The 25,530-nt window shown below is 65.9% G+C and carries 22 protein-coding genes; 9 read left to right on the forward strand and 13 right to left on the reverse strand.

The genetic code is table 11. The features are described from left to right. Positions 1-3: 3 nt before the first annotated feature. The 9 genes from bchY (at position 4) to U0C82_RS04880 (ending at position 9,361) form a co-directional block, all read left to right on the forward strand. Entirely contained in the window at positions 4-1,602 is a 1,599-nt protein-coding gene (gene bchY / locus U0C82_RS04840; RefSeq protein ID WP_322185920.1) for a chlorophyllide a reductase subunit Y, read from the forward strand. Continuing rightward, on the forward strand, positions 1,603-3,048 hold the full coding sequence (bchZ, locus tag U0C82_RS04845) for a chlorophyllide a reductase subunit Z (protein ID WP_322185921.1): 1,446 nt from the start codon (positions 1,603-1,605) through the stop codon (positions 3,046-3,048). A 50-nt stretch (positions 3,049-3,098) separates the two neighbouring features. Continuing rightward, positions 3,099-3,326 carry a hypothetical protein gene (locus U0C82_RS04850; RefSeq protein ID WP_322185922.1) on the forward strand — a complete coding sequence of 76 codons (228 nt, stop codon included), beginning with the start codon at positions 3,099-3,101 and terminating at the stop codon, positions 3,324-3,326. 81 nt (positions 3,327-3,407) lie between these two features. Further along, positions 3,408-3,632, forward strand: coding sequence for a light-harvesting antenna LH1, beta subunit (gene pufB, locus U0C82_RS04855; protein WP_322185923.1), 225 nt, complete (start codon positions 3,408-3,410; stop codon positions 3,630-3,632). 14 nt (positions 3,633-3,646) lie between these two features. Beyond that, entirely contained in the window at positions 3,647-3,835 is a 189-nt protein-coding gene (gene pufA, locus U0C82_RS04860; protein ID WP_322185924.1) for a light-harvesting antenna LH1, alpha subunit, read from the forward strand. Positions 3,836-3,933: 98 nt separating this feature from the next. Then, entirely contained in the window at positions 3,934-4,773 is an 840-nt protein-coding gene (gene pufL, locus U0C82_RS04865; RefSeq protein WP_322185925.1) for a photosynthetic reaction center subunit L, read from the forward strand. A 12-nt stretch (positions 4,774-4,785) separates the two neighbouring features. Continuing rightward, positions 4,786-5,775 (forward strand): photosynthetic reaction center subunit M, encoded by a 990-nt coding sequence (pufM, locus tag U0C82_RS04870; protein WP_322185926.1) that lies wholly within the window; start codon positions 4,786-4,788, stop codon positions 5,773-5,775. Next, positions 5,772-7,511 (forward strand): photosynthetic reaction center cytochrome PufC, encoded by a 1,740-nt coding sequence (gene pufC / locus U0C82_RS04875; RefSeq protein WP_322185927.1) that lies wholly within the window; start codon positions 5,772-5,774, stop codon positions 7,509-7,511. The genes pufM and pufC overlap by 4 nt, the downstream gene beginning before the upstream one ends. Before the next feature lie 473 nt (positions 7,512-7,984). Then, positions 7,985-9,361 carry a TrkH family potassium uptake protein gene (locus U0C82_RS04880; protein WP_322185928.1) on the forward strand — a complete coding sequence of 459 codons (1,377 nt, stop codon included), beginning with the start codon at positions 7,985-7,987 and terminating at the stop codon, positions 9,359-9,361. A 281-nt stretch (positions 9,362-9,642) separates the two neighbouring features. On the opposite strand, the gene puhE is transcribed toward U0C82_RS04880, so the two are convergent. The 13 genes from puhE to bchF form a co-directional block, all read right to left on the reverse strand. Then, positions 9,643-11,502, reverse strand: coding sequence for a putative photosynthetic complex assembly protein PuhE (puhE, locus tag U0C82_RS04885; protein WP_322185929.1), 1,860 nt, complete (start codon positions 11,500-11,502; stop codon positions 9,643-9,645). A gap of 58 nt (positions 11,503-11,560) precedes the next feature. After that, the gene (acsF, locus tag U0C82_RS04890) at positions 11,561-12,649 is read right to left on the reverse strand and encodes a magnesium-protoporphyrin IX monomethyl ester (oxidative) cyclase (protein ID WP_322185930.1); all 1,089 of its coding nucleotides are present in this window, start codon (positions 12,647-12,649) and stop codon (positions 11,561-11,563) included. Then, positions 12,646-12,948, reverse strand: coding sequence for a hypothetical protein (locus U0C82_RS04895; protein ID WP_322185931.1), 303 nt, complete (start codon positions 12,946-12,948; stop codon positions 12,646-12,648). The genes acsF and U0C82_RS04895 overlap by 4 nt, the downstream gene beginning before the upstream one ends. Further along, complete coding sequence (puhC, locus tag U0C82_RS04900) at positions 12,948-13,454, reverse strand: photosynthetic complex assembly protein PuhC (RefSeq protein WP_322185932.1); 507 nt, start codon at positions 13,452-13,454, stop codon at positions 12,948-12,950. Before puhC ends, U0C82_RS04895 begins: the two co-directional genes overlap by 1 nt. Further along, positions 13,451-14,119 carry a photosynthetic complex putative assembly protein PuhB gene (gene puhB / locus U0C82_RS04905; protein WP_322185933.1) on the reverse strand — a complete coding sequence of 223 codons (669 nt, stop codon included), beginning with the start codon at positions 14,117-14,119 and terminating at the stop codon, positions 13,451-13,453. Before puhB ends, puhC begins: the two co-directional genes overlap by 4 nt. Continuing rightward, on the reverse strand, positions 14,116-14,898 hold the full coding sequence (puhA, locus tag U0C82_RS04910; protein WP_322185934.1) for a photosynthetic reaction center subunit H: 783 nt from the start codon (positions 14,896-14,898) through the stop codon (positions 14,116-14,118). Before puhA ends, puhB begins: the two co-directional genes overlap by 4 nt. Before the next feature lie 18 nt (positions 14,899-14,916). Then, positions 14,917-16,317 (reverse strand): BCD family MFS transporter, encoded by a 1,401-nt coding sequence (locus tag U0C82_RS04915; protein ID WP_416186621.1) that lies wholly within the window; start codon positions 16,315-16,317, stop codon positions 14,917-14,919. A 62-nt stretch (positions 16,318-16,379) separates the two neighbouring features. Beyond that, positions 16,380-17,084, reverse strand: coding sequence for a magnesium protoporphyrin IX methyltransferase (gene bchM, locus U0C82_RS04920; protein WP_322185936.1), 705 nt, complete (start codon positions 17,082-17,084; stop codon positions 16,380-16,382). Between the two features lie 9 nt (positions 17,085-17,093). Further along, entirely contained in the window at positions 17,094-18,005 is a 912-nt protein-coding gene (gene bchL / locus U0C82_RS04925) for a ferredoxin:protochlorophyllide reductase (ATP-dependent) iron-sulfur ATP-binding protein (RefSeq protein WP_322185937.1), read from the reverse strand. Then, positions 18,005-21,718: a magnesium chelatase subunit H gene (locus tag U0C82_RS04930; RefSeq protein ID WP_322185981.1), complete on the reverse strand. Its 3,714-nt coding sequence runs from the start codon at positions 21,716-21,718 to the stop codon at positions 18,005-18,007. Before U0C82_RS04930 ends, bchL begins: the two co-directional genes overlap by 1 nt. 10 nt (positions 21,719-21,728) lie before the next feature. After that, on the reverse strand, positions 21,729-23,306 hold the full coding sequence (gene bchB / locus U0C82_RS04935) for a ferredoxin:protochlorophyllide reductase (ATP-dependent) subunit B (RefSeq protein ID WP_322185938.1): 1,578 nt from the start codon (positions 23,304-23,306) through the stop codon (positions 21,729-21,731). Between the two features lie 15 nt (positions 23,307-23,321). Beyond that, the gene (locus tag U0C82_RS04940; protein WP_322185982.1) at positions 23,322-24,599 is read right to left on the reverse strand and encodes a ferredoxin:protochlorophyllide reductase (ATP-dependent) subunit N; all 1,278 of its coding nucleotides are present in this window, start codon (positions 24,597-24,599) and stop codon (positions 23,322-23,324) included. 29 nt (positions 24,600-24,628) lie between these two features. After that, complete coding sequence (gene bchF, locus U0C82_RS04945) at positions 24,629-25,207, reverse strand: 2-vinyl bacteriochlorophyllide hydratase (RefSeq protein WP_322185939.1); 579 nt, start codon at positions 25,205-25,207, stop codon at positions 24,629-24,631. Between the last annotated feature and the right edge of the window lie 323 nt (positions 25,208-25,530).

Consider the following 25,530-nt stretch of genomic DNA (forward strand, 5'->3'; position numbering starts at 1 on the left):
GCAATGAATTTCGACCCCCAAGACGGCAACCGAGACGACAGCGCCGATACGAGCGAAGGCTCCGCCGCGACGATCGCCCGGACGGACGCCCGCCAGGCACGCGACGGTGATGCCGGCTGTCACGGCGGCAAGGCCGAGATGCTGGCGGCGGCGCGCAAGGCCGGCCAGAGCGAAGCGCTCGACCAATATGCCAAGGACTATCCGCTCGGTCCCCACGAACAGCCCCAGTCCATGTGCCCGGCCTTCGGCTCGCTTCGCGTCGGCCTTCGCATGCGCCGCACGGCGACCGTCCTGTCCGGCTCGGCCTGCTGCGTCTACGGGCTCACCTTCACGTCGCATTTCTACGGCGCGCGACGCACCGTCGGCTACGTGCCGTTCAATTCCGAATCGCTCGTCACCGGAAAGCTGTTCGAGGACATTCGCGACGCGGTCCACGATCTGGCCGATCCCCTGCTCTACGACGCGATCGTGGTGACGAACCTTTGCGTGCCTTCGGCCTCCGGCGTTCCGCTTCGCCTCCTGCCCCAGACCATCAACGGGGTTCGCATCATCGGCATCGACGTGCCGGGCTTCGGCGTTCCCACCCATGCGGAAGCCAAGGACATCCTGGCCGGTGCGATGCTGAAGCGCGCCCGCGAGGAAGCCGAAGCCGGTCCCGTATCGCGCCCCAGCCGGGCGGCGAGCGACCGTCCGGAGATCGCCCTCATCGGGGAGATGTTCCCGGCCGACCCGATGATCATCGGCCAGCTTCTCGAGCCGATGGGCCTTGCCGCAGGGCCGGTCGTTCCGACCCGCGAATGGCGCGAGCTCTACGGCGCGCTCGATTGCGCGGCGGTCGCCGCCATCCATCCCTTCTATACGGCGAGCATTCGCGAGTTCGAGACGGCCGGCCGGCCGGTGGTGGGCTCGGCCCCCGTCGGCGTCGACGGCACCGCCGGCTGGCTCGCGCGGATCGGCGAGGCTGCCGGCGTCTCTGCGGACAGGGTCGCGGCCGCCCAGAACGCCATCCTCCCCGCGATCCGCGGCGCGCTCGCAGGCTCGCCCATCACGGGACGCATCACGCTTTCGGGCTATGAAGGCTCCGAACTTCTCGTCGCACGGCTTCTCGTCGAAAGCGGCGCGGACGTGCGCTATGTCGGCACCGCCTGCCCGAGGACGAAATGGTCCGATCACGACCGCGAATGGCTGGAGGAAAGGGGCGTCCACGTCAACTTCCGCGCCTCGCTCGAAAACGATCTCGCAGCCTTCGAGGCGTTCGAGCCGGATCTTGCCATCGGCACCACGCCGGTCGTCCAGAAGGCCAAGGAAAGCGGCACGCCGTCGCTCTACTTCACCAATCTGATTTCCGCCCGTCCCCTGATGGGACCGGCGGGCGCGGGCTCTCTCGCCGAAGTCATCAACGGCGCGATCGCGTCCAAGCCGCGCTTCGACACGATGAAGGCGTTCTTCGCGGGGGTCGGCACCGGCGACAATGCCGGCGTGTGGCCGACGGCGCCCGAAAAGCGCAAGGCCGTGTCGCGCCGCGACGACGTGCCGATCCGGGCCAAGTCGAAGTTCGACGCCGTCGAAGGCAGCGTCGCCGCGTCAGAGGGGGCTCACTAGATGCTCGTCCTCGATCACGATCGCGCCGGCGGCTATTGGGGTGCCGTCTACGTCTTCGCCGCCGTCAAGGGTCTCCAGGTCGTGATCGACGGTCCGGTCGGCTGCGAGAACCTGCCCGTGACCTCGGTGCTCCATTACACCGACGCCCTCCCTCCCCACGAGCTTCCGATCGTCGTCACCGGCCTGTCCGAGGACAATCTCGGCCAGACGGGCACCGAAGGGGCGATGAAGCAGGCCCATTCGGTGCTCGACCCCAAGCAGCCGGCCGTGGTCGTCACCGGCTCCATCGCCGAGATGATCGGCGGCGGCGTCACGCCCGAAGGCACCAATCTCAAGCGGTTCCTGCCGCGTACCATCGATGAGGACCAGTGGCAGGCCGCCGATCGCGCCCTGAACTGGCTGTACACGGAATACGGCCCGAAGAAGCGCAAGCCGGCGCCCAGGGCGGCCGACGCCAGACCCAAGGTCAATATCGTGGGCGCCGCCTACGGCATGTTCAACATGCCGTCCGACCTCGCCGAGATCCGCCGCCTGGTGGAAGGCATCGGCGCGGAGGTGAACCTTGTCTATCCGCTCGGAAGCCATCTTCGCGACACCGCAAGGCTCGACGATGCCGACGTCAACGTGTGCATGTACCGCGAGTTCGGCCGCATGCTCTGCGAGACGCTCGCAAAGCCCTATCTCCAGGCACCCGTCGGTCTCCACTCCACCACCGCATTCCTGCGCGCCCTCGGCGAATTGACCGGCCTCGATCCCGAGCCCTTCATCGAACGCGAGAAGCACACGACGATCAAGCCGCTGTGGGACCTGTGGCGCTCGGTCACCCAGGATTTCTTCGGCACGGCGAGCTTCGGCGTCGTCGCCAACGAGACCTATGCCCGCGGGATCCGTCTCTTCCTCGAGGACGAGATGGGCCTGCCCTGCAAGTTCGCGGTCTCGCGAAAGGCCGGCGGCAAGACCCTCAACGACGAGGTCCGCGCGAACATCCGGACCCTCAAGCCGCTGATCATCTTCGGCAGCTTCAACGAGCGCATGTACCTTGCGGAATCCGGCGGACGCTCGACCTTCATTCCGGCGTCCTTTCCGGGCGCCGCGATAAGGCGCGCCACCGGCACCCCCTTCATGGGCTATGCCGGCGCGACCTACCTCGTCCAGGACGTGTGCAACGCCCTGTTCGACGCGCTGTTCTTCATCCTGCCGCTCGGCACGGAGATGGACGCGATCCCGCCAACGCCGGCCCGCGAGAAATCCAGCGTCGGCTGGTCGCGAGCCGCTTCCACGGCGCTCGAGCGCGCCATGGAGAACGAACCGATCCTGACGCGCATCTCGATCGCCAAACGCTGGCGGGACGAGGCCGAGCGGCGCGCGCTCGCCGAAGATGCGCTCGCCGTCGAGATCCGTCATCTCGACCCGTCGATCCGACACGAAGCGGAGGCGGCCCGATGACGCGCCGATGCCTTTCTTCACCCCGTTCCAACATCCAAGGAGGAAATCCGATGAGCCTCGTGACCCGTCATGCGCCCTCGCTCTTTTCGTCAGAGCGTCGCGAGTACCGGCTGACCTACGCACTCAGCTTCCCGCTCTTCTTCGCGGTGGCTTTGATGTCGCGTTTCCTTCCGGCCTCCATGAGGCCGCTTCCATTCGAGCGTGGCCGCTTCTTCGCGGTCATGGCCGATGCGCGCCAGACCGCGCATTCGGTCCTGCCCTACGCATTCATGCGCTGACGCTCGTCCATCCCTTCGATCGCGCGCGGCCGGTCGGGCCGCCCGCGAAGAGAAGACACATCGAACAACGGAGAGAAAGGCATGTCCAATACAACGCCTACCGGGTCGGACGCGGGAACGCTCACCGGCCTGACCGAGAGGGAAGCGAATGAATTCAATTCGCTCTTCATGAAATCCTTCGCCGGTTTCACCGCCGTCGCGGTTCTCGCACACATCCTCGTCTGGATGTGGCGCCCGTGGCTCCAGACACCCGAAGTTGCGGCCGGCCTCGATCTGGCTCAGCCGCTTCTGTCGATGCTCAGCTAAGAAAGGCGAATTCAATGGCACAAGCTTGGTTGCTTTTCGATCCGCGTCGCGTGCTCATCGGCCTCTTCACCTTCCTTCTGGTGTTGGCGCTCCTGATCCACTTCGTCCTCCTGTCCACGGCCCGTTTCAACTGGCTGGCGAACCCCGCGGTTGAGGGCGTGCGACAGTCCAGCGCGCTGGTGATCGACCACCGGATCGTCTGAGGACGGTCCGCCCGACGTGACCGGGGGCGTCGATCATCGTCGGCCCCGGGTTTCGACCCCAACCACCCGCATGTCACCGCTCTAGGGAGGCAGACGCCATGGCGATGCTGTCATTTGAAAAGAAATACAGGGTCCGTGGCGGTACGCTCGTCGGCGGCGACCTCTTCGACTTCTGGGTCGGCGCATTTTATGTCGGGTTCTTCGGGGTCACCGCGATCTTCTTCGCGCTCCTCGGCTCCCTTCTGATTTTCTACGATATCAGCCAGGGCACCGAAACGAACGTGTTCGCGTTCTCGGTCAACCCGCCCTCGATCGAGTACGGCCTGGGTCTTGCGCCGCTCGACGAAGGCGGCATCTGGCAGATCGTCACGATCTGCGCGCTCGGCGCGTTCGGATCCTGGATTCTTCGCGAGATCGAGATCTGCCGCAAGCTGGGCATCGGCTGGCACATTCCGATCGCCTACGCCACGGCCGTGTTCGCCTACGTCTCGCTCGTCGTCATCCGCCCGCTGCTGCTGGGCGCCTGGGGCCACGGATTTCCCTACGGGATCATGAGCCACCTCGACTGGGTGTCGAATGTCGGCTACCAGTTCCTGCACTTCCACTACAATCCGGCACACATGCTGGCGGTGACGTTCTTCTTCACCACGACGATGTTCCTCGGCCTTCACGCCGGCGTCATCCTCGGAGCCGTCAACCCGCCCAAGGGCGAGCCGGTCAAGTACGGCGAAACCGAAAACGCCTATTTCCGCGATTACATCGCCTATTCGGTCGGGCCCTACGGCATCCACCGCCTGGGCCTGTTCTTCGCGCTGAACGCCGGATTCTGGAGCGCGGTCTGCATCATCATCTCCGGACCGTTCTGGGATCGCGGATGGCCGTACTTCTATGATTTCTTCCTCCAGACACCGGCCGCTATCGGCAATATCTCTTACTGAGGGGGCTCGGACATGGGTTACTATTCCTCGATTTACTTCCGCTCGCAGATCCGCGGTCCCTTCGATCCCGGCGTGCCGCTTCCCAAGCACGACCTGCCGCGCATCCAGGAAGCCAAGACGTTCAGCTACTGGCTCGGCACGATCGGCGATCCTCAGCTGGGCCCGCTCTATCTCGGATGGTCCGGCGTCCTGTCGCTGGCCTTCGGCTTCATCGCCATCGAGATCATCGGCCTCAACATGTGGGCCTCGGTCGACTGGGACCCTTACGCATTCGTGCGCAACATCGCCTTCCTGTCGCTCGATCCGCCGCCGGCCGAATACGGTCTCAACCCGTTCGTTCCGCTGGGTGACGGGGGCTGGTGGATTCTCGCCGGCTTCTTCCTGACGACATCGATCCTCCTGTGGTGGGTTCGAAGCTACAGCCGGGCCAGGGCGCTCGGGCTTGGAACGCACACCTCCTGGGCGTTCGCCTCGGCCATCTTCCTCTACCTGTCCCTCGGCCTGTTCCGGCCGATCCTGATGGGGTCATGGTCCGAAGCCGTGCCGTTCGGCCTCATCACCCACCTCAACTGGACGGCGTCGGTCTCGGTGCTCTACGGCAACTGGTACTACAACCCGTTCCACATGCTTTCGATCGTCTTCCTGTACGGCTCCACCATGCTGTTCGCGATGCACGGTGCGACCATTCTGGCGGTCTCCCGTTTCGGCGGCGAGCGGGAAGCGGAGGAAATCGTCGATCGCGGAACGGCGGCGGAACGGGCCGGTCTGTTCTGGCGCTGGACGATGGGGTTCAACGCCTCCTACGAATCGATCCACCGCTGGGCCTGGTGGTTCGCGGTTCTGACGACCTTCACCGGCGCCATCGGCGTCCTGCTGACGGGAACCGTCGTCGACAACTGGTACCTTTGGGGTGTCAAGCACGGGATCGCGCCCAGCTATCCGTCGGTCTACCCCGACTTCCCAATTCCTAACGACGCCATGCGGGGAGCTGTCGGACAATGATCGAGAAACGTGAAAAGCGAAAAGCCCCGAAATATCGGGTCGCGCCCATCATCTTCGGAGTGTTCGCACTCGCCACGGTCGTCGTCCTCCTTGCCGTCCCGCCCTGGGTCCTGCCGCCGATCAATTCGATCGAGACGGGACCTGCGGCGATCGAGATGGTCCAGTTCACGGATGGCGACCGCACGCAGACCTATATCCTCCCCGAGCCGCTGCCGGCAGCCGAGCCCTACGAGGGCGAGCTGAAGGCAAGCGAGGTCTACGAGAACGTCGAGGTTCTCGGCGAGCTCTCCGAAGGCGAATTCACCCGGCTGATGCTCGCCATCACCGAATGGGTCTCGCCGGAGCAGGGATGCGAATACTGCCACAATATCGAGGAGGGCTTCGCCTCCGACAGCCTCTACACCAAGGTGGTGGCGCGCAAGATGCTGGAAATGACGCGGCACATGAACACCAACTGGCCCGAGCATGTCGCTCCGGCCGGCGTCACCTGCTACACCTGCCATCGCGGCGAGAACGTGCCGGCCCAAAGCTGGTACGACCAGAACGAGCCGGACGGCAGCCAGTTCCTCGGCAAGCCCCGGCCCTGGTATCTCGAAGCGAAATCGATCCGACAGTTCTTCCCGTCGGTGCCATATGCGAGATATCTGCAGGGCGATCCCGCAAGCGCCCAGATCCAGTCCAGGGATCCGCTCGTCAATGCCAGCGGAGAGGCGGAAGTCGCCCTCGAACAGACGGCGGAAAACCTCTATCTGTTCATGATGCAGCAATCGAACGCGCTCGGCGTCAACTGCACCTACTGCCACAACTCGCGCGCCTTCTTCGACTGGTCGCAGTCCACGCCGTTCCGCTGGATCGGCTACTGGGGCATCCGCATGGTGCGGGATATCAACATCAACTACATCACCACGCTGCAGGAGGTGTTCCCCGCCGAACGCCTCGGACCGTTGGGCGATCCCGCCAAGGTCCACTGCGGCACCTGCCATCGCGGCGAGCCCCAGCCCCTCAACGGCTACGAGCTGATGCATTCCTACGTGGCGGGCCTGAGCGAGAACGGCGAAGTGCCCGATCCCGCACCCAAGGAAGCGGTTCTTCTCGGCACGGCGGTTCCCGTGGCCGAAACGGGTCCCGACACCGGCGCGCAGCCCGAGCCGCAGGCCGCTCCCGTCAGCGAAACGGCGATCGAACAGTCCGTCGTTCCGCAGGAGGATGGCGATGTCGAGTACGAGTCGCAGACCGAGCCGGGCGGGCCCGTCACGGCCCCTGCCATCGAGGACGCCACCCGAGCCGTTCCCCCGGAAACCGAGGGTGAGGCACAGGCGCCCGGCGGCATTCCGACCGGTGCCGACGCCCCCTCCGGAGCCCCGGCCGAACAGCTTGCTCCCGGAACGAGCGTCGACGAGGACGGCTCGACGAACAACGCACCCTCGGCCGGCGATCCCGGCACGGGAACGGGAACGGGCGGCGAGACCGATAGCGGCGAGGACGCTCTGTCGAACGCCGGCAAGGCGGGCGCCGACGTCGGACAGCCGTCGCCGACCAACGAGGGTTCGACCGAATTCGGTGCCGACGAATCGACTACGACGGAAGGCACGGAAGGCACGGAAGGCACGGAAGGCACGGAAGGCACGGAAGGGGGAAGCGAGGCGCCTGCGCAAGCGGGCCAGACAGAACCGCCGGCCGCCGGACGCAATGCGGGCCGCCCCGCGGTGACGATCGTTCCCCGGCCGTCGAACTGACCGGTCCGGATCGCCGCGGTCGCGTCCGGCCAGACCACTGAGAGTCCCCGTCGAGCCCGGCTCGGCGGGGCTTTTCGTTTGGCGATTGGTTTTCCTGCCGCCTTGATCCGGCTCGAGACGATACGGCTTCACGAAGGTCCCGCCGCCCGGCGAGGATTTTGCGCCAGGGGCGCGTGACCGGCCGGATCGCTTCGTTCGGCGGCACCATGCTTTTTCCCGCTGCGAAATAACTTGGCAATCCTGCCGTGCAAGACTGTCCGCGCGACCCGGGACGGAGCCCGGCTCGCCCCATGCAATGCGCAACAATGGCCGATCCCATCCGCAGACGAGCCGGGGCCTTCCAGAAGGACCGACGGAACCGATGTCCCCGGCCGGAACTTTAAGCATCCCGCATCGGCCCGCCGCACCCTTCAGGGATCGCGTTTCGGGCCGGGTCCTGTTTTCGAAGGGTCATCCCCGCCGTGCGTCTTCCCATGAGTTTAGAGAATGCCGTCGCGGCCCTGCAGAAGGTGGCGACGGGCCACGACAGGACGGCGGACGTCGCGCGCCGGAGAGCCGGGCCGGCAAAGCTGCTTCTCCTCGGCTATCTGGCCTACACGATCATCGGCTGGATCCTGCTCTCGCTCCCCGCCGCCCACGAGGACGTCGCGGTGTCGGCCCTCGACAATCTCTTCATCGCCGTGTCGGCCGTCTCCACCACCGGGCTTGCCACAGTGGACACGGCGACGAGCTACACCTTCTTCGGAGAGCTCGTGGTTCTCCTGCTGATCCAGTTCGGCGGCCTCGGCTACATGACGCTCGGCTCCTTCACCTTCCTCGCCATCCAGGCCAAGCTGAACCGGACGCAGGAACAGACCGCGCGCACCGCGTTCGCGCTGCCGAAGGACGTTGCGCCGGCCTTCTTCATCCGCTCCGTCGTCGTCTTCACCCTTGCGACGGAAGCGATCGGCGCGGGCTTCCTCTATCTGATCTTCCGGGCGGACGGGCTCGAGGACGCGCTCTGGAGCGCGATCTTCCATTCCGTCTCGGCCTTCTGCACGGCGGGCTTCTCGCTCTATCCGGACAGCTTCGTCCGGTTCGCGGACGATGTGGCGGTCAACGTCACCATCGCGGTGCTGAGCATTCTCGGCTCGATGGGCTTCATCATCGTCGCCGACGCCTACCGGCGGATCGTCGGCCGCAAGAGCCACTTCGGCTTCACCAGCAAGGTCATCTTCCGGATGACCGCCCTCTTGATCGGTGGCGGCACGCTGCTGATCCTCGTCGCCGAACCCTCGATCGGTGCCCTGCCGCCCTACGAGCGGCTGATGGCGGCCTTCTTCCAGGCCATGACCGCCTCGACGACCGTCGGCTTCAACACCCTCGCGATCGGCGGGATCTCCGATGCCGTCCTCATCGTCATGCTTGTCCTGATGGTGATCGGCGCGTCCCCCTCCGGCACCGGAGGCGGCATGAAGACGACCTCGTTCGCAGCCCTCATCGCCCTCGTGCGATCGACCCTCAAGGGGCGCGACAGCATCCGCTTCTTCAAGCGCGAGGTGCACGACACCCAGCTCAATCTCGCCGCGACGACGCTCTGCACCTATCTCGGCGTCCTGTGCGTCGCGCTCTATCTCCTGTTCCTCACCGAAACCGGCATCGCCTTCGACGTCATGACCTTCGAGGCCGTCTCCGCACTCGGCACGGTCGGGCTGTCCATGGGCGCGACGGGAGAGCTCTCGCCGCTCGGCAAGCTGATCATCATCGTCCTGATGCTGATCGGGCGGCTCGGCGTGTTCACCTTCGGCCTTGCCCTCGCGGTGCCCGACGAAACACGGGAGGAAGAAAGCGACGACGATCTGGCGCTTTGAGGCACCGGAACCCGGCGCCGGTCTCCGCCGGACGGCGCTGTCGCCAAAGACACGCCCCGGGCCGCTTTCGTCCCTGCAGGCGCCCGGGACAAGCCCCCCGCCGGACGCAAAAACGCCCGGACGTTTCCATCCGGGCGCTCTCGAACCTGTCGCGAAAACTTAAAGTATCAGGCGTGCCGAAGATCGGAATCGATCCCCCGCCCACCATGATGCGCGACATCACACAGGGAGCCAGCGCCTCGTTCAGCCGATCGCCCAGCCGTGCCCACGGCGCACGACACTCAGCTCGCCATGGCCGGCTCTGCGCCGAAACCGGACCGGTCGCTCTCACCGTCCACCGCCTCGCTCCTGGCTGCGGCCGGAACGTCGAACATGCGGTCGAGCACGGCAAGATCAAGCGTCTTGCCGATCGCGAGCGCGCGGGCTGTCTCGTTCTTGCCGGGAATATGAACCGCCATGGACACGCGCCCGCCTGCAATGTCGAAGCGCAGCCAGCCATCGCCGGAGCGGGCGATCCCCTTCATCCGATCGACCTTGCCGGCCGCCCCGCGGGCGACCGCGTGAAGCTTTTCGGACAGATCGTCGGTCGGGATCGGCTTCGACAGCGGACGGCTCCACGAGCGCATGCCGAGTTCCGGATCGTGGCTGTGATCGTGCGCATGGCCGTGGTGCCCACCATGCCCGTGCCCGTGCCCGTGCCCGTGTGCATGGCCGTGCCCGTCTGCATGGCCGTGGTCGTGTTCCGCGCCGCTGTCGAGCTTCTCATTGTCCGTCGGATGGACATAGATCGCCTGGCTCGGCGAAAGCTCGTCCTCGACGGCGCCGTAACGCGCCGGCAGCACCTTCGCCTTGGGGTTGAGGGCGACGAGCGTCTCGCGCACGGCGCCGAGCTGGCTCTCGGACACGAGATCGATCTTGTTGAGGATGAAGACCGGGGCGATCCGGGCCTGCACGTCGAAATAGTCCGGCATGCGGGCGTAATCGCCGAGAAAGGCGCCGGCATCGATCACGGTGTAGAGGCGCGTCGCCTTGACCAGCGATGCGATCTCGGGGGTCGCCAGAACCTGCAGCAGCGACGCGACGTCGGCGACGCCCGAGGGTTCGATCAGAACCCGGTCCGGCGCCATCTTGGAGACGACCTCGCGAAGCTGGGCGGCCAGATCCTTGCGCAGCGAACAGCAGATGCAGCCGTTCGGCAGTTCGATCACGTCCGCGCCCTGCCCCGACAGGAGCGATCCGTCGATGCCGAGTTCGCCGAAATCATTGACGAGAACGACGGTCTTCTCGGCCGGATTGGCCTCCGACAGCATGCGGCGCAGCGTCGTGGTCTTGCCCGAGCCGAGGAAGCCGACGACGATGTCGACCGCGAAGGGCTTGCGATCGCCGCGGGACTTGAGGCCGGGAGACCAGAGCGTCGCCGTCGGCATCGGCAGGACGAGCATCCAGTGCTCGAGGATCGCCAGCGCCATCAGGACACCGAGGAAGGTGTAGCCGGCCTTCTCGAACGGGGTCGCGCCGTCGGCGAACGCCCAGGTGAAGAGCAGGACGGTGATGATGGTCGAGATCGTCACCGAGAACGGGAACAACAGGTTCATCGAACGCTTGTTGAGGAAGCCTTTCAGGAACTCCAGATGCTCGGGCAGGAACTCCTCGTTGAGGTTGCGCACCCCGAAGAACACGTTGAGCTTGGCGCTCTGGTGCATCCACCACAGCACCATGAAGGTCCAGGTGCCGATCTGGTTCGGCTCGCCCCAGGTGAAGGCGACGACGAGGATCGCGGCGTAGATGATCGCCAGCTCGTGCCAGAGGCTGGTCTGGATCGCGTGGCCGAAATGGCTCCAGCCCTTGCAGTTTTCCGGACAGGGCTGTTTCCGCGGGCCGGTGACGTAGCCCATGTAGAAGCTCATCTCCTGCCAGCCCCAGGCAAGGAGGCCGAAGGTGAACGCCCAGTAGGCCCCGGCGATCGAGGTGTCGGACGCACTCCAGACGAGGCCCCAGAGCGACACGCCGAAGATGATCGTCGCGCCGATCATCGAATATTTGAAGGTCTTCTGCGGCAGACCGTCCAGATAGATGATGGCGACGGTGGAAGCCCACCAGACGCCAAGTGCGAAAAGCGCCGGATAGACGTACTCGGTCATCGCTGGAAGTCCTGTCGGGGTGGAGAATGTCGGGTCGGAAGGGGACGTCTCGCCCGGCTCAGTAAGCCGGAACGAGGGTGCCGTCTTCGGGAATGGCGTTCGGGATCGAGCGCATCGCGTAGAGGCGGGCGAAGGTGGCTGTCGCCTTGGCGCGGCCGCGCAGCACCTTGAGCTTGCCCGGCAGACCGCCGGACCTGCGGCCCGCCTCGATCTCGCGGCTTGCCGCAAGAAGCGCCTCGAGACCCGCCATGAATTTCGGGTTCTCGATGTCGAGCGAGAGCGGGAACACCTGCCTGGAGATCTCGGTGGTGATCCGGAACACCTTCATGCCGTACTCGGAGGGATCGAGTGCGAACGCCTTGTGGAATTCCGGGCGGGCATGGTCGCGCACGTACATGGTCGCGAACACCGCGAGCAGGAAGAACTTGATCCAGAGCTTGTTGTGGCCCTTCAGCACCCTGTCGTCGGCCCGCATCAGAAGCGCGAAGGCCTCGCCGTGGCGGAACTCGTCGTTGCACCACTTTTCGAACCATTTGAAGATCGGATGGAAGCGCTTGTCCGGGTGGCGCTCCAGATGGCGGTAGATCGTGATGTAGCGGGCATAGCCGATCTTCTCCGACAGATAGGTCGCGTAGAAGATGAACTTCGGCTGGAAGAAGGTGTACTTCTTCTGCTTGGTGAGAAAGCCGAGATTGACGCCGATGCCGAACTCCTTCAGCGCATCGTTGATGAAGCCGGCATGGCGGGCTTCGTCGCGGCTCATGTAGGAGAACAGCTCGCAGATGTCCGGATTGGTGCCGCGCCGCTTCATCTCCTTGTAGAGGACGCAGCCGGAGAATTCGGCCGTGAGCGAGGAGACGAGAAAGTCGACGAATTCCTTGCGCAGGCCCTCGGGCAGGTCGGACAGCTCGATCTTGTCCCAGTTCTCGTCGCGCTTGAAATGACCGCGATTGGGATCGGCCTTCAACTCGGCGATCAGCCTGTCCCATTGGGGCCGCACCGCCGAGACGTCGACCTTGTCGAGCTTGTCGAAATCGGTCGTGTAGAAGCGGGGCGACAGGAGCGTGTCTTCCTGCGCGGACTTGGTCGTCTCGTTGACGGTGCCCTGGATGCGGCGCGCACCGTCGATCTTGGCCGGAGCGTTCATAGCGTTGCCTTTTCGGAGAATGAGAACTCGCAAAGTTCCATGAATTCGAAGTCGCCGGTCAGTCGCGTCCATGTCCGTTCGAACCATCCCGCGCGACGGATCGTGGCGGTGCGCCGGAATTCGGCCTGATCGCCGTAGGGAACCGAGATCGGGCTGCCGTGAACGATCACCGCGTCGCCCGGCTCGACCGTCACGCCACCGTCGAAACGGACGTGGGCGTGCAGGCTTTCGAACGTGTTGGAGATTTCGACCGTGCAGTCGACAATGTCCTCGGCGCCGCCAAAAAGGGTTCGCAACATCAGCTCTTCGCGTTCTTCCAAGGGAGCAGATCGGCGAACACTTCCATGTTCTTGGCGCCGAACGCCCGCAACTCCACCTGCCGGCTCGTCAGCGGATCCTCGACGACAAGACGGCCATCGGCTTTCAGCGCGAGCACGAACGCGCCCTCCTGGCGCGCCCCTCGGATTGTGCGGTAACGCTGGAGATTGCGCAAGGACTCCACGGCAAATCCGCCGGCTTCCGTCGGCAGGCTCAGAAGCGTCTCGCCGGTGCGGGCATCGGCGATGATGGCCACCGCCGGATCGCTGTCGTCGAGGATCAGGTCGCGACTGGCGAGCGTCTCGATCACCGGCGTCACGAAGTTGCCGACACCGGTGCGGTTGCTGGCGAGGCCGAACGCGACGGCGGAGAACGCGAGAAGACCCGCCCCCACGAGGATCGCCAGCGGGATCGGGCGGTCGGGAGTGGGGTAGAACTTGAGCGGCTTGCCGTCGACGCTCTTCAGCTTGTCCGTGATGCCGTTCATGCCGCGACCGCCTCGTGTCGTGTCACCGCGGGTCTCGAGGGTTCGCCCGCCGCAACGCCGAAGGCCGCCGTCCCGCCGGTCTGGGCGAGAGCCCGCGACAGGGTCCGCGCGACCTCGGCCGCGTTCGGCACCGCCCGCATCATCGGCTCGGCGGCGCCAAGCTTGAACGGGCGCGCGAACGGCCAGATCTGGAAATAATAGGGCCGCGCATTCTCGGGCAGCACCAGCGGAATGTCGCCCGTCCCGTCCCTGTAGAGCCTGAGGCCGGCGGCCTCGACGTCCTTCAGCGGAATGTTCAGCTGCGAGGGCAGGGCCACGCCGTAGCGGAACACGACGCGGCGATCGGTCACGAGGAACCCGGTGGTGCGGGCGTAGAACCACGCCATCACCATCAGGATCGTGCCCGAGACGACGAACGCGGTGACGAGCGGCATCGCCTCCGCGAAGGCGAGCTCCCATGATCCGGTGTCGTTGTGCACCGAACCCAGGCGCCAGGCGATCATCACCGTGAAGTAGCCGGCGACCCATTTCATGCGGAACGCCCTGTCGGCGAAGCGCCACCAGTCGGGCTTGCCCTGCCACAGGATCGTCTCGCCGTCCGGAAGCTCCGCCTGCGCAATGTGGGCCTGGATGTCGGCGGTTTCGTCGAGTTCGAGATGTTTCATAGGAATGGTCCTTGTGCACCGTTCTTGGCGTACAGCGTGCCGCCGGCGAAATAGGCGTTGAGGCGATCTTCCTCGCGGGCGGTGATGTATTCGGACGTTGCGAGGGTCGGGACCCGCAGCAGCTGCTCGCGGGTGAGCGTGCCGAACTTCATCCGGCCGTTGTGCAGCTCGGCAAAGTAGAACGGCGCGAGCAGGGTTCCGGTCTTGCCGCCCTCGACGTTCACGTCGATCTCCACGTAGCGGATGAAATACTCCACCGCGTTGACCCACAGGTCCTTCACGGTGCCGATGGGCGCCCCATCGGCCGCGACCACGGGAATGCCGATCAGAGCGGGACCCGATTCCTCCAGATAATAGTCCGGATTGTTGCGCATCGGCGCGACGGTCAGATGGCCCTCGATCGAGCGCAGCGGCTTGTCTTCCTTGAGGGCATAGGAGGCGGGGCCGACACCATCGAGAAGCGGATCGCCGAGCGGCTGGAACGGTGCGCCGGGAAACGGATAGGCCGGCGCCATGTTGAGGTCGCGCTCCTTGTCGGCATGGGGCGCGTAGCGCAGCGTTCCGTCCTGCATGAGGAAGCTCTTCGGCTTCGGCAGGTTCGGGAAGCCGACCACGGACATCCGCTTGCCGGTGCCGCGCGTGCGGTCCGAGACGAGCGGATAGCCCTCGCGCTTGTCCTCGCCGCGCAGATAATACACCAGCGCCAGAAAGAAGAGGAAGAAGGCGATGACGAGTAGCAACGGCAGATCCAGCTGCTCGGTGAAGGCTCCTGTCGGCATGATGTTCATTCTCCTCTGTCAGTTCGGAAGGTCGGGCAGGCCGAAGCGACCGCTCTGCGGCGCGCGAGGCTCCAGGAATTGGGGACGCACGAGGGGGCCGAGCACGAGAAGACCCGTGAACAGCAGCCCGATCTCGAGATGGTAGACGACACCGTAGGCGGCGGCCGGGCCTTGCAGGGCAGGCCCCAGAAGGCCCGCCTCGGCCATCAGCGCCACCTGGTCGCGAAGCGCGCCGCCGAACAGGACCGACAGGCCGAGCGCGAGCGCCTGGACGGCGCCCCAGATGCCGAGCACCAGCCCGCTGCCGAGCCGGGCGTGCCCGATCCGCTCCATCACCGCGACGAGCATGGCGACGGAGAACAGCCCGGAGCCGAGACCGATGGCGAAGACGCCGCCGGCAAACAGCGCGATCGAGCCGAGCGCGCCGGCCAGGACGACGACCGAAAAGGCCGGAATGCCGCCCATCAGGCCGACCGCCGCCACGACGTGTGGGTTGGCGCCGTACCGGCTGTGCAGGCGGGCGGCGAGAAAGAAGCCGAGAAGGCTGCCGGCCGAGAAGATCGCGGTCAGGAACGTCGTCGACCCGACGCCCATGGCGAAGACGTCGCCGCCATAGGGCTCGAGGAGAACGTCCTGCATGCCGAAGCCGGCGGTGCCGATGGCGAGCGCCAGGAGAAGGCGCTTGAGGTCCGCCTGCCCGGACAGCAGGGTCTTCACGACGGTGAAGAAGCGGGGGCCGGCCTGCTTGAGGTCCGGGCTCGGTGCCAGGTCGCGCCGGCGCGGCTCCTGCTGCCAGATCGCGACCGTCGTCATGAGGATCGTCAGGACCGCCGAGCCCTGCAGGACGCGGATGAGGTTCATGTAGGAGAAGTCGCGCAGGAGCTGGCCGATCACGAGCGCGCCGCCGAACATGCCGACGAGCAGCATGGTGTAGAGCATGGCGACGACCCGCGGGCGCTTGTCGTCGGTCGCAAGGTCGCAGGCGAGCGCGAGGCCCGCGGTCTGGACCGCATGGACGCCGATGCCGACGAGCACGAAGGCGAGCAGCATCGCCACCTGCCCCACCATGACCGCGTCCGGATCGGCTTCGGAGACGATGAACAGGGCGAAGGGCATGATGGCGAGACCGGCGAACTGGGTCATCGCGCCCATCCAGATATAGGGCGTGCGCAGCCAGCCCATGTAGGAGCGTCGATTGTCCGACTTGAAGCCGATGAAGGCGCGCGCCGGCGCCAGAACCAGCGGCAGCGCCATCGCGACCGCGATCAGCGTGATCGGAATGCCGAGTTCGATCGCCATCACGCGGTTCAGCGTTCCGCCGAGCAGCACCATGGTGATGCCGACCGACACCTGGAACAGGGACAGGCGCAAGAGCCGCGACAGGGGAAGCGCGTTCGTGCCGATATCGGCGAACGGCATGATCGAACGCCACGCGGCCGCGCGCTCGTTCCTGATGGCGGTGGTGTCCTTCGGTGTCGCGGTCATCGGCGCTTCAGCTCCAATGCATGGCTCTTGTAGAATCCGGTATCGACCCTGACGTCGCGGCCGATGTCGAAGCCTGCGAACGCCGGATGGCGTTCGATCGCGGAGACGAGCTTTTCCTTTGCGACCGGCACGATCGCGGGCGAACGATCGGCGCGCGGAAACAGCTTGCCGGCCTTGTGCATGATCGCGAGCATCGGCGTCCTGGGCGCGAAGGTGACGGCGAGGGAGCCGTCCGTGCGCTCGGCGATCCGCCCGAGCGTCATCACGGCGTCGGCCGGTTCGTAATGGATGATCGAATCCATCATCACCACATGGTCGAAGCGGCCGAGCGCCGGATCGAGCATGTCGCCCGCGCAAAAGCGGATCTTGTGGCCGAGGCCCTCGGCATCGGCCAGTTCCTGCGCATGGCGCGTCAGGGTCGGCGACAGGTCGACCGCCACGACGTCGGCGCCGCGCCGCGCCGCTTCCATCGCCAGTGCCCCGGTTCCGCACCCGGCGTCGAGAACGCGCAGGCCGCTCATGTCGCTCGGCAGATAGGAGAGCAGCGTGGCGCGCATCGCGTCCCGGCCGCGGCGGACCGTCGCCCGCACCCGCCCGACCGGCGCGGTCGAAGTCAGCTTCTTCCACGTCTCGGCGGCGGTGCGATCGAAATAGGTCTCGATCTCGGAACGCCTGGTCTCGTATGTCACGGAGCCCGCCATATCGGTTGCTTATTCGAAGCCGAGGAAATCGAAGATCTCCCGGTCTTTCATGCTCTTGGCGTCGTTCGCAACGGTGCCCGCATAGAGCAGCGCGGCCAGACGCATATATTCGTTCTGAACGGCTTCCAGCTCCGGCGAAGGCTCCATCTCGAACAGCGTCGACTTCTTCAGCCGCGAGCGTCGGATCGCGTCGAGGTCGGGGAAGTGGGCCAAGCGGTTGAGGCCCGTCGCCGCGGCGAACCGGTCGATCTCGTCGGTGCCCGCCGAACGGTTGGCGATGACGCCGCCGAGCCGCACGTCGTAGTTCTTCGCCTTCGCCTGGATCGCCGCGATGATGCGGTTCATGGCGAAGATCGAATCGAAGTCGTTGGCGGTGACGACGAGCGCGCGGTCGGCGTGCTGGAGCGGGGCCGCGAAGCCGCCGCAGACGACGTCGCCGAGAACGTCGAAGATGACGACGTCGGTGTCTTCGAGAAGGTGGTGTTCCTTCAGCAGCTTCACCGTCTGGCCGACGACGTAGCCGCCGCAACCGGTGCCGGCGGGCGGGCCGCCGGCCTCCACGCACATGACGCCGTTATAGCCCTCGAAGACGAAGTCCTCGGGGCGCAGCTCCTCGGCGTGGAAGTCGACCGTCTCGAGAATGTCGATGACCGTCGGCTGGAGCCGCTTGGTCAGGGTGAAGGTCGAATCGTGCTTGGGATCGCAGCCGATCTGCAACACGCGCTTGCCGAGCTTGGAAAAGGCGACCGACAGGTTCGACGATGTCGTCGACTTGCCGATCCCGCCCTTGCCGTAGACCGCGAACACTTTCGCGCCCTCGATCTTGGCATCGTCCTTCATCTTCACCTGGACGGAGCCTTCCCCGTCTTCGCGGCGATAGACCGTTCCCGGCAGATTCAACGTCGTCTTCAAACCACTCATCACGCGGCCTCCATCTGTCTGGTTGCCGGGCTCGCGGGAAGGATTCCCTCCAGCCGGTCTTCAAGATCGGCGCTGGCATCGAGCAGCGCCTCCCGCTCGGCGTCGGTGGGACGCCAGTATTTTCGCTCGTCCGCCTCGATCAGCCGTTCGGCCATGCGAGCGGATGCTGTGGGATTGAGAGCGGCGAGCCGCTCGCGCATGTCGGGATCAAGGACGAAGGTTTCGGCGATCCGCTTGTAGACCCAGGGGCTGACCTGGCCGGTGGTCGCCGACCAGCCGAGGGTGTTGGCAAGCTGCAGCTCGATCTGGCGCACGCCCTCGTAGCCGTGGGAGAGCATGCCCTCGACCCATTTCGGATTGAGCGTGCGGGTGCGGGTTTCGAGCGCCACCTGCTCCTCGAGCGTGCGCACGACCCCTTTGCCCATCGTATCGTCGCCGATATAGACGGGGACCTGGCGGCCCTTGGCTTCGGACGCGGCGCGGCTGATGCCGCCCAGCGTATCGAAATAGGTGTCGATCGTGGTCACGCCGAGCTCCACCGAATCAAGGTTCTGATAGGCGAGATCGACCGTCGAGAACGCCGACTGGAGCAGCGCGCGCTGCTCGCTGGACCTGCCCTTGCGATCGATGGCGAAGCACTTGCGGCGGGTATAGGCGTTGGCGAGTTCGCCCTCTTCTTCCCAGGAGCCGCCGTCCACCATCAGGTTGACGTTGGAGCCGTAGGCCCCGTCGGCATTGGCGAAGACGCGCAAGGCCGCGGTCTCGAAATCGCAGCCATGCTCCTCGGCGTAGCTGAGGGCGTGCTTGCGAACGAAGTTCCGGTCGAGCGGCTCGTCGGCGCTCGCGGCAAGATAGGCCGCTTCCGCGATGAGCTTGGACTGGAGCGGCAGAAGATCGCGGAAGATGCCTGACAAGGTCACGAGCGCGTCGATGCGCGGGCGACCGAGGTCTTCCAGCGACATGAGGGCTGCGCCGCACAGGCGACCATAACCGTCGAAGCGCGGCACCGCACCGTAAAGGGCGAGCGCCTGGGCGAGCGAGGTGCCCTCGTTCTTCAGATTGTCGGTGCCCCAAAGGACGATCGCGACCGTTTCGGGCAGGCCGTTGCCGCTCGAAGCGTGACGCTCCAGGAGACGGTCGGCCTGGCGCCGGCCTTCGCCGACCGCGAACAGGCTCGGAATGCGGAAAGGGTCGAAGCCGTGAATGTTGCGCCCCGTCGGCGCGATGCCGGGATTGCGCAGGATATCGCCGCCGCACACCGGCTCGATATAGCGTGTGTCGAGCGCCCTCAGGATCGCGGGGAGTTCGTGGTCGATCGTCAGATCGCCGGCCAGCTTGGCAAGCGTCGCGACGGCGTCGCCCTTGTCCAGCGCCGTTTCGGCCGACACCAGCGCCGGGATCTTGCGAAGCGCCGCGCCCTGATCGCCGTCGACCAGCGCCTCTACGGCGGCGATATCGATCTCGCATCCGGCCTGCGCCTCGGCCGCGGCCTTGAGCCAGCCGATCCGGTCGCCGCGCGAGGGTGCTTCGCCGACGACGTGAAGACCGTTCGGAATGAGGGTCTTCTCGAGTTCGTCGAGCGCAAGGACGAGGCCCGCGACCTCGTCTTCAGCTTTCGGCACCGCAAGATCGAGACCTTCGGCCTGCAGGCTCAGGAGCTCCAGCAGTTCGCGGCGTTCGTCGGCCGCGTCGGGTTCGAGGCCGCGGAAGCGATCGAGCGTCGATTTCAGGTCGTTGAGGCCCTTGTAGAGACCGGCTGCAGAAAGCGGCGGGGTCAGGTGCGAGACGAGGACCGCGTTGGCGCGGCGCTTGGCGAGCGCGCCCTCGGAGGGATTGTTGGCGGCATACAGGTTGACGTTCGGCAAATCGTCGATCAGCCGGTCCGGCCAGCACGCCTCGCCCATGCCGACCTGCTTGCCGGGCATGAATTCGAGGGCGCCATGGGTGCCGAAGTGCAGCACCGCATCGGCCTTCAGGTCTTCGCGCAGCCAGCGATAATAGGCCGAGAACGCATGCGTCGGCGCAAAGCCCTTCTCGAACAGGAGCCGCATCGGGTCGCCCTCGTAGCCGAACGCCGGCTGGACGCCGACGAAGACGGCACCGAAGCGGGCGCCGAGGACGAAGATCGCCGAGCCGTTCGATTGCTGGCGGCCGGGCGCCGGCCCCCACTGGGCCTCGATATCCTTGAGGAATGGCTCGCGGCGGATATGGTCTTCGGCGGCGATCGACACGTGGACATTGCTGGTCGTGCCGTAGGTCTGCGCATTGCCCTCGACGATCGCCTCGCGCAGCGCATCGACGCTTGCCGGCATGTCGACGGCATATCCGTCGTCCTTCATCGCCTTCAGCGTGTTGAAGAGAGAGGCGAAGACCGACAGGTAGGCGGCGGTTCCGACCGCGCCGGCATTGGGCGGGAAGTTGAAGAGAGTGACGGCGACGGTGCGCTCGGCCTTGGGCTTGCGGCGCAGCGCGACGAGCTTGGCGACCCGGCGCGACAGCATGCGGGCGCGCTCGCGATCGGGGGTCATGGCGCGGTGCCCGTCGGCACGCGGCATGGCGGAGCGTCCGCCGAACACGGCCGAGCCGATCGAGCCGTCGAGCTCGGGAATTGCGACCATGATGGTGGATTCGATCGGGCTGAGGCCGGTGGACGAGGTCTGCCATTCCTCCAGCGCCTGGAACTCGACCGCCATGGCGCTGAGATAGGGCACGTCGAGCTGCATCAGCGCGAGGCGGGCGGCATCGGAATCGTTGTAGGCCGGACCGCCGACGAGCGAAAAGCCGGTGAGCGACACCATGGCGTCGATGGTCGTGCGGCCGTTCGCATCCTTGAAGAAGGCGTCGATGGCGGGCCGCGAATCGAGGCCGCTGGCGAATGCGGTGACCACCTTGAGGCCGCGCGCCTCCATCTCGGAAATCACCGCGTCGTAGTGGGCGGTGTCGCCGGACAGGACATAGGCGCGCATGACCAGCAGGCCGACGGTGCCGTTCGTCTGCCTGCGGCTGCCCGGCAGGCTCTCGATCCGCGTCGCGATCCGGTCGCGCATCTGCGGATGGTAGAGGCCGGTCTCGGGATATTCCTTCGGCTCGATGCCCTTCTCGGACAGGGCGATGTCGCCGGGTGCGTAGCGGGCGAACAGAAAGCGGATCAGATTGCCGATATTCTCGTCGGAGCCGCCGAGCCAGTATTGCAGCACCATGAAGTAGGCGCGCAGGTCCTGCGCCGTGCCGGGCAGGAACTTCAGCAGCTTGGGCAGGCGGCGGATCATCTTCATCTGGCGCGAGCCGGAGCCCTGGCCGCCTTTTTTCGGCGAGCCCTTCAGCTTCTTCAGAAGGCCGAGGACGCCGCTCGCCTCCTTGCCCATGTCGAGCTTGCCGGCCTTGGTGAGCTTGATGATCTCGCCGGCCGACATGGCGCCGATGAAGGCGCTGCAGTCCGGACGGCGCGCTGTCAGGGCGGGCAGGATGGGGGCGACGTGCGGCTCGAGGAACAGCATGTTGGCGAAGATGATGTCGGCCTTGGCGATGTCGGCGATGCAGCGCTCGAGGCTCTTGGGGTCGCGGTCCCAGTCGGTCGCGGCATGCAGGGTCACGTCGAGGCCGGGCACCTGCCGTCCGAGACTCTCGCGGGCCGCGGCCACGGCGCCGCCGAGGCGCGCGTCGAGCGTGATGATGACCATCCGCGGTCCGTCCGTCTCGCCGGCCGGGGGCATCGGGGTGAGATCAGCGTGCATAGTGTGCCTTGGCATCGTACAATGTCTCCACGGTGATCTCGGCGATGCCCTGCTCCTCGGCGAACCGCTCGGTATTCTTTCGCGCCTTTCCGCGCACGAAGAACGGGATCTTCTTCAGCTCCGCTTCTGCGTCTTTGTCCCAGAGGTTGGCGGTCTTCGCCGTGGCCGGCTCGCCCTTGTCGGGCATTGCGATCGGGTCATGATCGACCCGCGGCGCGGGCTCGGCTACCGCAAGGCGGCTGCCGTGGCCGAGATGGGACGGCATCGCCTCGTCGGAAAATTCGAAATCCTCGCGGAACATGCCGAGAAGATGCTCCTCCAGCCCCATCACCAGCGGATGGACCCAGGTGTCCCAGAGGACGTTGGCGCCCTCGAAGCCCATTTGCGGCGAATAGCGGGCCGGATAGTCCTGCACGTGCACGGGCGCGGAAATCACCGCGCAGCCGATGCCGAGGCGCTTGGAGATGTGGCGCTCCATCTGCGTGCCGAGAACGAGTTCCGGCTCGGCGTCGGAGATCGCCTGCTCGACATCGAGATAATCGTCGGTGATCAGCGCCTCGAGCCCGTAGGTGGCTGCCGCCTCGCGAACGCTGCGGGCATGCTCGCGGCTGTAGGTGCCGAGGCCCACGACCTCGAACCCGAACTCCTGGCTGGCGACACGCGCCGCCGCGACGGCGTGGGTCGCATCCCCGAAGACGAAGACGCGTTTTCCCGTGAGATAGTTGGAATCCACCGAGCGCGAGAACCAGGGAAGGCGCGTGTCGCCCTGATCGCTCTCGCCTGGAAGATCCGCCAGCTTGCGGACCTCGGCGACGAATTCGCGGGTCGCGTTGACGCCGATCGGAACCACATTCGTGTAGGCCTGACCGAAGTTCTTCTTGAGGAGCCGCGCGGCGGGCTCGGCGATCTCGGGATAAAGCACCACGTTGAAATCGGCATTCTTGAGAAGGCCGATATCGGCAGCGCTCGCATCGAGCGGAGCGACCACATTGACGTCGATGCCGTTCTCGCCGAGCAGCTTGCGGATCTCGGTGACGTCGTCCCGGTGGCGAAAGCCGAGGGCCGTGGGGCCGAGAATGTTGCAGGTGGGGCGCGCGGCGCGGATCCTTGTGCCGGCCTCGACCGGATCGCCGGAAAGATGGCGGACGATCTGGTAGAAGGTCTCTCCGGCGCCCCAGTTTTCCTTGCGCTGATAGGATGGCAGGTCGAGCGGAATGACCGGGCATGCGAGATTGGCGGCTTTCGCCAGCCCCGCCGGATCGTCCTGGATCAGCTCGCCCGTGCAGGATGCCCCGACCAGCATGGCGGCCGGCTGGAAGCGCTCATAGGCCGCGATCAGCGTCGATTTGAACAGTTCGGCGGTGTCGCTGCCCAGATCGCGGGCCTGGAAGGTGGTGTAGGTCACCGGCGGCCGCTTGTCGCGACGCTCGATCATGGTGAAGAGCAGGTCGGCATAGGTGTCGCCCTGGGGCGCGTGCAGCACGTAGTGAACGTCCCGCATCGCGGTCGCGACGCGCATCGCGCCGACATGGGGCGGGCCTTCATATGTCCAGACGGTCAGCTGCATGATGTCCGCCCTCCCCTAAACCCGAAGCCGCGTGCGGCGGTCGAAGGGCCGCGCGAAGAGATTGGCGAGATCGCTCGCTTGGTCGTAGCCCTGGATCGGCGTGAACAGGAGTTCGATCGACCATTTCGTGGTCAGCCCCTCGGCCTCCAGCGGATTGGCGAGACCGAGGCCGCAGACCGTCAGGTCGGGCCTTGCGGCCCGCACCCGGTCGAGCTGGCGATCGACGTCCTGGCCTTCGGAAATCGCGACGCCTTCGGGCAGCATCGGCATTTCCTGCATAAGGTGCGCCCGGTGGATGAAGGGCGTGCCGATTTCGATCGGCACCATGCCGAGTTCGCGGCTGAGCATGCGTGCCAGCGGAATTTCGAGCTGGGAATCGGGCATGAAGAAGATGGTCTTGCCGGACAGGGCTTCGCGGAAGGGCTCGAGCGCGCGTTCGGCGCGGGCCTTGGGCGCGGCCGTCGCAGCCCTGAAAGCCATCGGATCGACGCCGAAGGCGTTGGCGGCGGCCAGCAGCCAGGCGGTCGTGCCCTCGGCGCCAAGCGGGAACGGCGCCGGAATATGCGTCGCACCGCGCTCGGCCAGCGCCCGCGCCGTCTCCGTCAGGAAAGGCTGGGCAAGCAGGATCTTCGTGTTCGGACCGATCGCGGGCAGCGCGCTCGAGCGCCGGGGCGGAAGGAACCCGACATTCTCGAGGCCCATCGCGGCAAAGAGCCTTGCGAACTGATCCTCGACCACATCGGCGAGCGCGCCGACGACGAGAAGCGCGGGCGCGTCGTTTAACGCCTCGGGAAGCTCGGGGACGAGCGCGGCAAGGCACCGGTCCTCGCCTTCCGTGAAGGTCGTCTCGATGCCCGATCCCGAATAGCTGAGAATTCGCACGTTCGGGGCATAGGATCGGGACAGGCGCGCCGCGGCCTTGGACAGGTCGAGCTTGATGACCTCCGACGGGCAGGACCCGACGAGGAACAGCATCCTGATGTCCGGGCGGCGCTCGAGGAGACGCGAGACGACCTTGTCGAGCTCCTCGTTCGCGTCGGCCATGCCGGCGAGATCGCGCTCTTCCATCACGGCGGTGGCAAAGCGCGGCTCGGCGAAGATCATGACGCCGGCGGCCGACTGCATCAGATGGGCGCAGGTGCGCGAACCGACGACGAGGAAGAAGGCGTCCTGAATCTTGCGGTGCATCCAGACGATGCCGGTCAGCCCGCAGAAGACCTCGTGCTGGCCGCGTTCGCGCAGGACGACGGGCTCGGCGCAGCCGGCCTTGGGCAGGGCCGCCTCGGTGCGCATGCGCTCGGGAAGGATCGAGACCGAGCCGCTCATGCCGCGACGCCCCGAAGCGGCATCGAAGGGCTGCTTCGTTCGGCCTGCAACCGGGCCATGCGGAGCTTGTAGACGAACTGGGCGGCGTTGATCGCGTAAGTTCCATAGGCGACGAGCGCGACGGTCAATTGCTCGGCCTGGGTGCCGTAGCCGGCGAACACCATGACGAGGTAGGCCGTGTGAAGCGCGATCACGCCCATCGACACGACGTCCTCCCAGAAGAAGGCCGGGGCGAACAGCCACTTGCCGAACACCACCTTCTCCCAGATCGAGCCGGTGACCATGATGGCATAGAGAACGACGGTCTTCAGGACGACGGACGCCGTGGCGAGCTGATGCCCCTCGCCGGTCCACAGGGCTCGCGACACCAGCGCGAGTGAGACGAGGAAGACCAGGAACTGGACGGGGGCGAGGATGCCCTGGACCAGAGTCCAGCCCGTGGCGTCACGCCGAGCCCGCTCTTCGGACGTGTAAAGGCCTGCAGACTGCGGCCGGCCCGAACGCTGGCCGTTCAGCTGGATTTCGGCGATCTGCGCGTGGGTTTCCTGGCTCTTCATGCCGATCAGTCTGAACATCTCGGCCGAAAACTGTCAAGTAGACTTTACACATGCCGGCGGGTCGCACGCCCGCAGGCCGGGCTGCGACAGAGGGCGCGGGCGCGAAAACCAGCTGGCGCAGTTGCATGCGGAAAGGGAATGAGCGAGGATTGCGCAAATGCACCCGCATATTGAGGGTGCTGCCAATTCCGACACCCGCACCGTTTGGCAATCGTGCGCAAGACATTGAAAGCGTAGTGTCGGAAACAGTTTTCAGGCCGCGTCGCGCATCGCATCTCCAGACTGACCGAGACGCACCGGACCAGTCGAGCATGGCATGCCGCACGACCCGATCGAATTGC

Source organism: Fulvimarina uroteuthidis, from assembly GCF_034321785.1.
Taxonomy (GTDB): domain Bacteria; phylum Pseudomonadota; class Alphaproteobacteria; order Rhizobiales; family Rhizobiaceae; genus Fulvimarina; species Fulvimarina uroteuthidis.